The organism is Nocardioides sp. YJ-D4, assembly GCF_054031495.1.
The window spans coordinates 2,974,160-2,985,610 of sequence record NZ_CM132932.1; the positions used below are offsets into that span (position 1 = coordinate 2,974,160).

12 protein-coding genes are annotated in these 11,451 nt (G+C 71.0%); 4 read left to right on the forward strand and 8 right to left on the reverse strand.

Annotation, left to right across the window (positions count from 1 at the left end; translation table 11 throughout):
• The first annotated feature begins 15 nt into the window (after positions 1-15).
• The 3 genes from ACW14X_RS14095 (at position 16) to ACW14X_RS14105 (ending at position 3,216) form a co-directional block, all read left to right on the forward strand.
• Positions 16-1,176, forward strand: a complete 1,161-nt coding sequence (locus ACW14X_RS14095) for an ROK family protein (RefSeq protein ID WP_457165978.1) — start codon at positions 16-18, stop codon at positions 1,174-1,176.
• Between the two features lie 73 nt (positions 1,177-1,249).
• On the forward strand, positions 1,250-1,663 hold the full coding sequence (locus ACW14X_RS14100; RefSeq protein WP_457165979.1) for a hypothetical protein: 414 nt from the start codon (positions 1,250-1,252) through the stop codon (positions 1,661-1,663).
• Positions 1,660-3,216 (forward strand): multicopper oxidase family protein, encoded by a 1,557-nt coding sequence (locus tag ACW14X_RS14105; protein ID WP_457165980.1) that lies wholly within the window; start codon positions 1,660-1,662, stop codon positions 3,214-3,216. The genes ACW14X_RS14100 and ACW14X_RS14105 overlap by 4 nt, the downstream gene beginning before the upstream one ends.
• Here the strand turns inward: ACW14X_RS14105 and ACW14X_RS14110 are convergent, their stop codons facing one another.
• From ACW14X_RS14110 to ACW14X_RS14125, 4 genes are all read right to left on the reverse strand, one after another.
• A complete protein-coding gene (locus ACW14X_RS14110; RefSeq protein ID WP_350837600.1) occupies positions 3,217-3,603 on the reverse strand; it encodes a DoxX family protein in 387 nt (128 codons plus the stop codon).
• Positions 3,604-3,685: 82 nt separating this feature from the next.
• Complete coding sequence (locus ACW14X_RS14115; RefSeq protein ID WP_457165981.1) at positions 3,686-4,156, reverse strand: carboxymuconolactone decarboxylase family protein; 471 nt, start codon at positions 4,154-4,156, stop codon at positions 3,686-3,688.
• Between the two features lie 88 nt (positions 4,157-4,244).
• Positions 4,245-5,126: a sigma-70 family RNA polymerase sigma factor gene (locus ACW14X_RS14120; RefSeq protein ID WP_457165982.1), complete on the reverse strand. Its 882-nt coding sequence runs from the start codon at positions 5,124-5,126 to the stop codon at positions 4,245-4,247.
• A 100-nt stretch (positions 5,127-5,226) separates the two neighbouring features.
• On the reverse strand, positions 5,227-5,592 hold the full coding sequence (locus tag ACW14X_RS14125; RefSeq protein ID WP_457165983.1) for a DoxX family protein: 366 nt from the start codon (positions 5,590-5,592) through the stop codon (positions 5,227-5,229).
• Between the two features lie 114 nt (positions 5,593-5,706).
• Here ACW14X_RS14125 and ACW14X_RS14130 point away from each other — a divergent pair, with 114 nt between their 5' ends.
• Complete coding sequence (locus ACW14X_RS14130; protein WP_457165984.1) at positions 5,707-6,084, forward strand: winged helix-turn-helix transcriptional regulator; 378 nt, start codon at positions 5,707-5,709, stop codon at positions 6,082-6,084.
• Position 6,085: 1 nt separating this feature from the next.
• On the opposite strand, the gene ACW14X_RS14135 is transcribed toward ACW14X_RS14130, so the two are convergent.
• The 4 genes from ACW14X_RS14135 to ACW14X_RS14150 all read right to left on the reverse strand — a co-directional run bounded on the left by ACW14X_RS14135 (position 6,086) and on the right by ACW14X_RS14150 (position 11,410).
• Entirely contained in the window at positions 6,086-7,789 is a 1,704-nt protein-coding gene (locus ACW14X_RS14135; RefSeq protein WP_400458550.1) for a cation:proton antiporter, read from the reverse strand.
• A 128-nt stretch (positions 7,790-7,917) separates the two neighbouring features.
• The gene (locus ACW14X_RS14140) at positions 7,918-10,191 is read right to left on the reverse strand and encodes a heavy metal translocating P-type ATPase (protein WP_457165985.1); all 2,274 of its coding nucleotides are present in this window, start codon (positions 10,189-10,191) and stop codon (positions 7,918-7,920) included.
• A 72-nt stretch (positions 10,192-10,263) separates the two neighbouring features.
• Entirely contained in the window at positions 10,264-10,470 is a 207-nt protein-coding gene (locus ACW14X_RS14145) for a heavy-metal-associated domain-containing protein (RefSeq protein ID WP_350717426.1), read from the reverse strand.
• A 43-nt stretch (positions 10,471-10,513) separates the two neighbouring features.
• Positions 10,514-11,410 (reverse strand): hypothetical protein, encoded by an 897-nt coding sequence (locus ACW14X_RS14150; protein ID WP_457165986.1) that lies wholly within the window; start codon positions 11,408-11,410, stop codon positions 10,514-10,516.
• Positions 11,411-11,451 lie beyond the last annotated feature (41 nt).

Below are 11,451 nucleotides of genomic sequence, written 5' to 3' on the forward strand. Positions count from 1 at the left end.
AAAGGAGCGCCGCCGATGTCGAGACCGCCCAAGACACATCTGATCCGCGACACCAACGACCGCGCGGCGCTCGATCTGATGCTCTCGAACGGGCCGGTGACGAAGACCCGGCTCGGCGAGCTCGTCGGCCTCTCGAAGGTGACCGCGGGACAGCTGTTGAGTCGGCTCGGCGAGCGCGGCCTGGTCGAGGTCGTCGGGACCCAGCAGGGCGGTCGCGGCCCCAACGCCGCGCTCTACGGCGTGGTCCCGTCGGCGGGCTATGTCGCGGCCCTCCACATCGGACCCGACCAGATCACCGCGTCGGTCGCCGACATCACCGGCACCGAGCTGGCCACCGGCGCGCTCGACCCCCACGAGACCTCCGACCCGGTCGAGGCGGTCCGGGCCACCGTCGCCGACGCCACCCGGAGCGCCGGCATCACGATGACGCAGCTCCGCTGCCTCTCGATCGGTACGCCCGGGATGATCGACCCGCGCACCGGCGACTTCCGCTTCGCCAACGATCTGCCGGACTGGCGCGCGGGCGTCCTCCAGGACCTCCGCCGCAGCTTCCAGCGGCCGATACTGATCGAGAACGACGTCAACCTCGCCGGGCTCGCCGAGCAGTCCGCCGGAGCCTCCCACGGCGTCAAGGACTCGGTGCTCGCCTGGATCGACCGCGGCCTCGGTCTCGCGGTGATCGTCGACGGCCGCCTCCACCGCGGCGCCGGCGGCGGTGCCGGCGAGATCGGCTATCTGGCGGTTCCGGGCGCCTCCACACCCCATGGCACCGACAGCCCGCAGCACGCGGCCTTCCAGTCGCTGGTCAGCGTCGAGGCCATGGACACCCTCGCCCGGGCGTTCGGGCTGAAGGGCAGCGGCGTGGACTGCGTACGCGCGGCCGCCGGCGGCGACCCCGACGCCGAGCCGTTCCTCGAGGAGCTGGCCAGGAGGCTCGCCCTCGGCCTGGCGGGCATCTGCGTCGTGCTCGACCCCGAGCTCTGCGTGCTCGCGGGCGAGGTCGGACGCGCCGGCGGGCCGGTCCTGGCGGCCCGCGTACAGAAGGCGATCGCTGCCCTCGGCCCCAACGTCCCCACCGTCGTTCCCACCGAGATCTCCGGCGACCCCGTGCTCCGCGGTGCCCTCCAGATCGGTCTCGACACGGCCCGCGACGAGGTCTTCACCCACCAGGGCTGACCCCGACGAGGATTCGCCGGCAGTCAGGGGAACGCCCGATGCCATAGGTACCGCGGCTACATATCGTCGGGGTGTGACCACCACCCAGATACGCGAGCGCCGACCACGCGTCAGCCTCTTCTGCTTCCGAGCCGTCGCGGTTCTGACCGCGCTCTTCGCGATCGGGCAACCGATCTTCATCGGCTCCTACTTCGCCGGCACCTTCGAGGCGTTGGGCCTCCACTCCGCGGGCGCGGTCGCACTGCAGGGCCTCGGCCTGCTGCTGCCGATCGCCGCGTGCGCCGTCGTGGCGATGCGCGGGCGCTGGTGGTTCCTCATCTGGTCGGTCGCGCTCTTCTTCCTCATCCACGTCCAGGCGATCCTCGGCTACACCCGGGTCCTGCAGCTGCACGTCCCGGTCGGCGTCCTCACGGTCGGCATCGCGGTGGCCGTGGCCGTCGCCGCCGTACGCCGCGGCGCCGGCAGCCCGCGGGAGGTCCGGCGATGAGGATCGGACGACGCACCCTCCTCGGCGCCGGACTGGCTGCCCCGCTCGCCGGATCGCTGGCCGCGTGCGGCGAGGCCCCCGGGCAGACCGGACGGATCCTGCGCAGCGCGGCACGGCTGCCGAAGGCGTACGAGACTCCGTTGCCGTTGCCGCCGGTCAAGCGGCCGTCGGGCGAACTGATCGAGATCGCCCAACGCACCGCGTCGGTGGAGATCCTGCCCGGGCTGCGGACCGAGATGATGACGTACGACGGGGTCTTTCCCGGGCCGACGCTGGAGACCCGCCGCGGCGAGGCCGTGACGGTACGCCACACCAACTCCCTCACGCTGCCGACCGCGACGCATCTCCACGGCGGGCACACCCCGGCGAAGAGCGACGGCTGGCCGACGGATCTGCTGCTGCCTCCTGGCTTCGAGTCGCACCACGCCCACCACGCCGGTCACGGGGGTGGCCACGAGGCCATGGCCGATCCGAAGGCGCAGGTCACGACGGGGAAGCGGGACTACCGCTATCCGCTCGAGCAGCCGGCGACGACGCTGTGGTATCACGACCATCGGATGGACTTCACCGCCCCGCAGGTGTGGCGTGGGCTGGCCGGGTTCCACATCATCCGCGACGACGAGGAGGACGCACTCTCGCTGCCACGGGGCGAGCGGGAGATCCCGCTGATGATCGCCGACCGTGCCTTCGACGAGGACGGCACGCTTCGCTATCCCGCGCTCGACCCGGAGCTGCTCGGCGAGCCCGGCGTCGAGGAGCGATACATGGCCGGCGTGCTCGGCGACGTCATCCTGGTCAACGGCGCCCCGTGGCCGGAGGCGGAGGTCGACGCGGCGCAGTATCGGCTGCGGCTGCTCAACGCCTCCAATGCGCGTCGCTACGCGCTGAGCCTGCGCACCTCCGACGGACGGCCGGTGGCGTTCACCCAGATCGGCTCCGACGGCGGGCTCCTCGCGGCCCCGGTCGAGCACGGTGAGATCACGATGGCCTCCGGGGAGCGGTTCGACGCCGTCGTGGACTTCCGGTCGCTCGCGCCGGGCACGACGGTCGAGATGCGCAACCGCCTCGGCACCGGCCGCACCGCCCAGGTGATGCGCTTCCGCATCGCCCGGCGAGCGGCCGACGACGTCCGGCTGGCGGAGCGGCTCGCCGACGTACCCGAGCCCGAGGCGCCCGACGGCGCGGTCGTCCGCAGGTGGCACTTCCGCCAGGCGAAGGTGCACGGCCGGCGGGGCTGGGGGATCAACGGCAAGCCCTTCGACCCCGCGGTGCCGCAGGCCCGGGTGCCGCTGGAGTCCACCGAGATCTGGGAGTTCTTCACCGACGCGCACCACCCCGTCCACGTCCACCTCTCTCCCTTCCAGGTCCTGCGGCGCGGCAACCGCGGCCCGGGTCCGATGGACCTCGGCTGGAAGGACACCGTCGACGTACGCCCCTACGAGGCCGTCCGGGTCAGGGTGAAGTTCGAGAAGTACGCCGGCCGGTTTCTGATCCACTGCCACAACCTGGAGCACGAGGACATGGCGATGATGGCGGGCTTCGAGACGGTGTGATCAGCCGGTGAAGGGGACCCAGGCGAACCGGCCGATCGCCACGAAAGCGGTCAGGGCGAGGTAGGTCGCGTCCACCAGCGCGGCCTTCGTCTCGCCTCTGCGGATCCGCAAGGTCACGGCGCCGACCATGATCAGTGTCAGCCCGCTTGCCGCCAGCGGCACCAGGATCGGCGCGATGTCGAGCAGGGCGGGCAGGATCAGACCGATGGCGCCGAGGATCTCGAGGCCGCCGATGGTCTTGAGGGTCGCGGGCCGGAAGTCGAGGACCCAGCGCGAGGCGTCGCCCATCGTGGCCATCCTCTCCCTGGGGACCAACAGCTTCCCGAAGCCGGAGAGCAGGTAGATGGCGGCCATCAGGCCGGCGACGATCCATAGTGCGATGTTCATGTGTCTTCTCCTGGGCAGAATCGATGAGGTCTGTGGCCGCGGCGGACCCGGCCGGGTCCGCCGCGAGCCGAGGCACGTCGGGTCAGGCGTACTGCCCGGGCTGGTACTCGCCGCCGGGAGTCCGGGTGATCACGTTGAGACGGTTGAAGGCGTTGATCAGGCAGATCAGTCCGACCAGGGCCATCAGCTGGTCCTCGTCGAAGTGCTTCGCCGCGTTCGCCCAGGCCTCATCGGTGACACCGCTGGAGTCGGCGAGGCGAGTGCCCTGATCGGTGAGCTCCAGCGCCGCCCGCTCCGCCTCGGTGTAGACGGTCGTCTCCCGCCACGCCCCCACCAGGTTGATCCGCGTCGCGCTCTCACCGGCGGCCGCGGCGTCCTTGGTGTGCATGTCGAGGCAGCCGCCGCAGCCGTTGATCTGGCTGGCGCGGATCTTCACCAGCTCCTGCACCGCCTTCGGCAGCGTCGAGCCGGCGATGATCTTGTTCGACGAGATGATGTGCTTCGCCCACGCGGCCCCGATCTCATTGCCCATCGGGTTGATCCGGCTTTCCATCTTGGGTCTCCTTCGTCTTCGGATGCTTGCACCAGTACGACGGAGCCGTTGTCCACGAGGTAACAACCCGGGGCGACGATGGGGCTCGCTACTCGGGTCGCGGGGGCAGATCCATGGCGTCGAGGCGCTTGCGGTCGCTCACGGTCACCAGCTCGACGATCAGCCCCTCGACCACGGTGCACACCACTAGGCCGAGCACCTTGCCGTGGGCGCCCCAGGCCACGAACCCGGGCTCGCCGTTGACGCGGACCGGGAGCGTCGAGGTCATCGAGCGGGCGCCGCGCAGGACCGGTTCGGCCACCTCGGCTGCGCCGACCGTGGTCAGCACGCCCTTCGGGTGGTACGTCCGCCAGGTCACGTTCGGATCGAGCAGGGCGACGAGCCCTTCGAAGTCCCCGTTCCGTGACGCGGCGACAAATGCGTCGACCACGGCACGCTGGCGACGCGGCTCATCCTGCGGCAGCGGGGTGCCCTGCACCTTCCGGCGGGCCCGGCTGGCGAGCATCTTGGTCGCATCGGTGGACCGGCCGATGATCTCGCCGATCTCGGCGAAGGGCACCGCGAACATGTCGTGCAGGACGAATGCCAGCCGCTCGGTGGGCGTGAGCGAGTCGAGCACGACGAGCAGGGCCAGCCCGACCGACTCGGCGAGCATCGCGTCGTCCTCGGGTGCTGCTCCACCGTCGACGGCCACCACGAGCTCCGGTAGCCGGTCCTCGTACGACAGCTCCGGCCGGGTCCTCCGCGAGCGGAGCACGTCGATGCAGACCCGTCCCACCACGGTCGTCAGCCAGCCGGCCAGGTTGTCGATCGACGCCTCGTCCTGCCGGGACAGCCGGATCCACGCCTCCTGCACCGCGTCCTCGGCGTCCGCCCTCGACCCGAGCATCCGGTACGCGACCGCCACCAGGCGCTCCCGCTGCTGCTCGAAGGCCTCCGCCGTCGCTTCGTGTGGACCTGATCCGGTCATGTCGTTACCTTCCTCGCGGAAACTCCGTCATGGTGATGACGGGTCCGCAGACGCCAAGGTAACCGTCACGACGGTGAGATCCGACCCGGACGACCCCGGGCTAGCGGCCGACGGCCAGGAACAGGGCGGCCAGGGCGACCAAGGCCAGCACACCGTTGAGCCACAGGTCCCCACGCTCTCCGCGCGAGAGATGGAAGATCGCGGCGAGCACCTGCACCACGGCCAGCCCGCCCGCCGCCCAGACCGCCAGGCCGGGGGCGATGCCGGTCAGCGGTGGGAGGATCAGCCCCAGAGCGCCGGCGATCTCCACCGCACCGATCGCCCGGACTCCCGCCATCGGGATCGAGGTGCCTGCCCACGCCATCATCGGCGCCAGCTGCTCCTGGCTCCGAACCACCTTCATCCCGCCCGAATAGAGGTAGAACGCCGCGAGCAGCGAGGCGACGATCCAGTACGCGACAGCCATGTCGAACTCCTTTGGTTACGATGAGTAACTGAGCAATGACCACCCAGCATGGACGGGTTTCGAGGGGCGTACAAAAGGCACATCGGTGTGCCTGGGGAGCGGCGGGAGCAGAGCGTGTCGGACTACGAGAAGGCCTGCCTGATCAGGGGCGATGGCGGACGCGCGATCCGCGGCATCCTGGATCGCATCGGGGACAAGTGGAGCCTGCTGGTGATCGTCACCCTGGACGGCGGTCGGATGCGGTTCGGCGATCTGAAGCGGCACGTCCCGGGCGTCTCCCAGCGCATGCTCACGCTCACCCTGCGCCACCTCGAGCGCGACGGGCTGGTGGCACGCACCAGCTACCCCGAGGTGCCGCCGCGGGTGGAGTACGAGCTGACCGACATGGGCAGGACGCTGGTCGGCCCCGCGGTCTCCTTGGCCGAGTGGGCGATCCGGCACAACCCGCTCATCGATCAGCGGCGACGCGATTACGACGCCCGTCTGGACTGACTCACACCTCGAGCCGCTTCTCCATGTCGTCGAGGAGCGACTCGACCTTGCGGTAGGTCTGCGAGCTGTACGCCCCGATGCCGCGCTCGGCGGCGAGCGCGTCACGCATCGCGTCGAGGTAGCGCAGCTGGAGGATCATCGTCTGCTCCATCACCGCGGGCTTGAGCCTCGGGGTGTCGCGTACACCCGCGAGCACCCGCGGGAGGATGCGGTCCTTCAGCTTCGTCACCAACTGCGGGTCGATCGGCTCGCCGTCGATGGTCTGTGACTCCAGCGGTCCAAGCGTGTCGACCGCCGACTCCCCGACCTGACGCAGCAGGGCGCGGAACGCGTTGTGCCGCTCCTTGGCGCTCTCGGGGGAGAACCGCATCCGGCGGATCACCGCCGGGAGGGTGAGGCCGAAGAGCACCAGGGTGATCAGCGCGACCAGGAACGCGGCGAGCACGACGGTCGCACGGTGGGAGGTGCCGACCGGGATCGTCTGGGCGGCGGCGACCGTGACGACGCCGCGCATCCCGGCCCAGCCGATCGTCAGGAAGCCGCGCTTCGTGATCGGCTCCCGCTCCTCGAAGTCGATGTCTGCCCGACCTCTGGCCAACCGCCTCCGGGCCGAGGTGATCCGGGCGTCCTCCCGGTCGTCGGCCGGTGTGAGCGACTCGATCTTCTCCTCGAACTGGTCCAGGCGGGCACGTACCTGCTCCTTGCTCTCCTCGCGGTCGCGGAGGGCAGGCCCGGCGAGCCCGGCGAACCGGAGCAGGACCAGCAGGCCGACCACGATCGCGACCAGCCCGGCCATCTCGCCCAGGGTGGTCTCGCCCTGGGCGGCATCGACGAAGTCGGGCAGCTGGTAGCCCATCGCCAGGAAGACGCCGCTCTCCAGGATGAAGTTGAAGGTCGCCCAGGTGGTCGTCTGGGTCTGCCGGTCGCGGGCGCTGAACCGGCGGCTGCCGAGACCGCCCGTCACCAGCCCGGCGACGACGACGGCGAGCACACCGGACGCGTTCAGCTCCTCGGCCGGGAAGTAGGCGATGAACGGCACCGCGAACGAGATCGTGGTGTTGAGCACCGGGTCGTCCAGGCGCTGGCGGAGCAGCACGGTGAGCCAGCCGACCACGCCGCCGATCACGAGCGCGCCCAGCACCGCCCAGCCGAACTCCAGCGCCGTACGTCCCAGCGAGAACGAGCTGGCCGCCGCGATCCCCGCGACCGCCGTCCGGAGGACGACGAGGGCGGAGGCGTCGTTGACCAGGCTTTCGCCCTCCAGCACCGTCATCACCCGCGGTGGCAGCCCGACGCGGCGCCCGATCGCCGTCGCCGCCACCGCGTCGGTGGGGCTGACGACCGCTCCGAGCGCGACCGCGAGCGGGAAGGAGATCTCCGGGAACAGCCAGTGGACGACCGCCCCGATCACCAGCGCCGAGACGATCACCATCACGACCGAGAGCCAGCTGATCAGCCGCAGGTTTCGCCGGAAGTCGATCACCGGCAGGTTCACCGCGGAGGAGTAGAGCAACGGCGGCAGTACGCCGGCCAGGATCCACTCCGGATCGAGCTCGATCGCCGGCGCTCCCGGCAGATAGCTCGCCCCGATCCCGAGCCCCACGAGCAGCAGCGGCGCCGCCACCCCCGTACGCCGCGCGAACACCGACGCCGCGATCATGATCGCCAGCGCCACCCCGACGATCAGCATTACCCGATGGTCCATGTCAGGAGCCTAGGAAACCGCTGGACACGGCTCCGGATGCCGAGTCGGCGCGTCCTGTCGCAAAACCACGCCGAGTCGGCGCGTCATGACGAGCCGACTCGGCGATCGGCGGGTTGTCGGCGGTGGGATCAGCTGAAGCGGCGCAGCCGGAGGCTGTTGCTCACCACGAACACCGACGAGAAGGCCATCGCGGCACCGGCGAGCATCGGGTCTAGCAGTCCGGCGACGGCCAGCGGGATCGCGGCGACGTTGTAGGCGAACGCCCAGAACAGGTTGCCCTTGATGGTCGCCAGGGTCCGGCGGGAGAGCCGGATCGCGTCGGCCGCGACCCGCAGGTCGCCGCGGACCAGGGTCAGGTCGCTGGCCTGGATGGCGACGTCGGTGCCGGTGCCCATCGAGAGGCCGAGGTCGGCCTGGGCGAGCGCCGGCGCGTCGTTGACACCGTCACCCACCATCGCCACGACACGGCCCTCCTCCTGCAGCCGACGGACCACCGCGACCTTGTCCTCGGGGAGAACCTCGGCGATGACGGTGTCCGCGGAGACCGGGATCCCGACCTCGGCGGCAACGCTCCGAGCCACGGTCTCGTTGTCGCCGGTGAGCAGGACCGGGGTCAGGCCCAGGCGCTGGAACTCCGCGATCGCCTCGGCCGAGGTCGGCTTGATCACGTCGTTGACGACCAGGACGCCGCGCGCCTGTCCGTCCCAGCCGACGGCGACGGCGGTGCGGCCCTCGCTCTCGGCCGTAGCGATCGCGGACGCGAGGTCCTCGGGCAGGTACTGGCTCCACTCCTCGAGCAGGCGGACCCGGCCGACGAGGACCGCGTGGCCCTCGACGATGCCCTGCACACCCAGGCCCGGGACGTTGGCGAAGTCCTCGGCCGCCGGCAGGGTGCCGACGCGGGCCTCGGCCCCGGCGGCGATCGCCCGGGCGATCGGGTGCTCCGAGGCGTACTCGAGGGCGCCGGCCAGCCGCGCGATCTCGTCGGCCTCCTCGCCGGGCGCGGCGATGACGTCGGTCAGGGTCATGCTGCCGGTGGTGACCGTGCCGGTCTTGTCGAGCACGATGGTGTCGATCCTGCGGGTGCTCTCGAGCACCTCCGGTCCCTTGATCAGGATGCCCAGCTGGGCGCCGCGTCCGGTTCCGACCATCAGCGCTGTAGGCGTGGCCAGACCGAGCGCGCACGGGCAGGCGATGATCAGCACCGCGACCGCCGCGGTGAAGGCGGTGGCGGTCCCCGCGCCGGCACCGAGCCAGAACCCGAGGGTGATGGCCGAGAGGGCGATCACGATGGGTACGAAGATCCCCGAGATGCGGTCGGCGAGCCGCTGAGCCGCCGCCTTGCCGGTCTGCGCCTCCTCGACCAGGCGCGCCATGTGGGCGAGCTGGGTGTCGGCACCGACCCGAGTCGCCCGGACGACGATGCGCCCGCCGGCGTTCACGGTGGCACCGGTGACGCCGTCACCGGGTCCGACCTCGACCGGCACCGACTCGCCGGTCAGCATGGCCGCGTCGATCGCGGAGGACCCGTCCTCGACGATGCCGTCGGTGGCGATCTTCTCCCCGGGACGTACGACGAACAGGTCGCCGACGGCGAGCTCGTCGATCGGGATCCGGGTCTCCACCTCGTCCCGGAGGACGGCCACCTCCTTCGCGCCGAGCTCGAGGAGCGCGGTCAGGGCGGCGCCCGCGCGGCGCTTGGACCTGGCCTCGAAGTAGCGGCCGGCGAGGATGAACGTCGTGACCCCGGCCGCCGCCTCGAGGTAGATGTTGCCGAGCCCGTCGGTGCGCTCGATGGCGAAGCTGAACGCGTGGGTCATGCCGGGCTCGCCGGCGGTGCCGAGGAAGAGGGCGTACAGCGACCAGCCGAAGGCTGCCAGGGTGCCGATGGAGACCAGGGTGTCCATGGTCGCCGCACCGTGGCGGGCGTTGGTCCAGGCTGCCCGGTGGAAGGGCGCCGCGCCCCAGACGACGACCGGTGCGGCGAGCGTGAGCGAGAGCCACTGCCAGCTCTCGAACTGCAGCGCCGGCACCATTGCCAGCAGCACCACCGGGACGGTGAGCAGGGTCGAGACCAGCAGCCGCCGCCTGAGGAGGGCGACCGGGTCCGAGATGTCGGCGTCGGCATCGGCGGAGGCACTCGAAGGAGCCGCCTCGCGGCGAGGCTCCTTGGCGCCGTACCCGGCGCTCTCGACCGTCGCGATCAGCACGCTCGCGTCGATGTCGGTGCTGTCCGCGGCGACGGAGATCTTCGCCTTCTCGGTCGCGTAGTTGACGGTGGCGGCGACACCGTCGAGCTTGTTGAGCTTGCGCTCGATGCGGTTCGCGCACGACGCGCAGGTCATGCCGTTGATCTCGAGCTCGAAGTCGGTCGTGGGGGCGGAGGTTCCGGAGACGGTCATCACTGGTGTCCTTCGGGTGGGTGATGGTGGTGCGCGTCGGCTCCCCGCTCACAGGGAGCCGACGCGGGTGGCTCAGCCGGCGAGCTGGTAGCCGGCCTCCTCGACCGCGCGCTGAACCTGCACGCGGTCGAGCTCGTTCGCGGAGGTGACGGTCACCTGGCCGGTGGCCAGGTCGACGTCGACCGAGGAGACGCCCGCGATCTGGGCGACCTCTTCCGTGACGGAGCTGACGCAGTGGCCGCAGGTCATCCCGGAAACGGTGTAGGTGGTGCTGCACATGGTGCTTTCCTTTCTCTGTGGTGGACCCTGCTCAGGCAGGGGGTCAGTGGGCCTCGGCGGTGAAGGCAGCGGTCCGGACCTCGCCGGCGTGCTTGAAGTCGAGGAACAGCCGGTACGTCCCGGCCGAGGGCACCTCGGCGGAGAAGGTGATCTCCGGCCCGGGGTCGGTGCGCCCGTCTCCGGGTGCCCCTTCGGGGTGGACGTGGAGGTAGGCGAGGTCGCCGTCGCGGAGCGCGACCAGGTGCCCGTACGCCCCGAGGTAGGGCTCCAGGTCGGTGACGGGCTCGCCGTCCTTGGTGACGGACAGGGTGAGGCTCGAGGTCTTCCCGGCGACCAGGTGACCGTCCAGGTCCACCTGGTAGGGGCTGACCGTGCTGGTGGCGGCGGCCGGCGGGAGCGGCTGCGGCTCGTGGGGGCCGGCGACGAAGAGGTCCTGACCGAGGGTCAGACCCTCGGCCGCGGTCGCCGGCCGGAAGTCGGCGAAGACGCGGTAGGTCCCGGCCGTGGCCAGGTCGGCGGTGACCGACCAGGTGCCGTCGGCGGCCATCACCGGGTGCAGGTGCTCGTAGGTCGCCAGGTCGCGGCGTACGACGATCAGGTGGAGCTTCTTCCCGTGCGCGGTCCCGAACCGGGTCACCGGCTCGTGGTCGGTGCCGAGGATCCGGAACCGCAGCGTGGCGTCGGCCGTGCGCTGGTAGCGGTCCTCGACGAGGTCGAGCGTGTAGCCGGCCTCGCTGACGTTGAGTCCGGTGGCCTCGGGTGCCGTCGTCGCGCCGTGCCCGGCGTGACCGCCGTGGTCACCGCTCGCCGCCTCGTGCTTCTGGTGGGTCGGGCGCGCCTGCTCGCCGACAGGGCCGACGGAGGCACCCACGGCGGAACCCAGGCCGCCGAGGGCAACGACGGCTCCGGTGAACGCACCGACCTTGGCAATGGCGTTCATGTGATCTCTCCTGGCTCGAATCTCGATGACTCTCGATGACG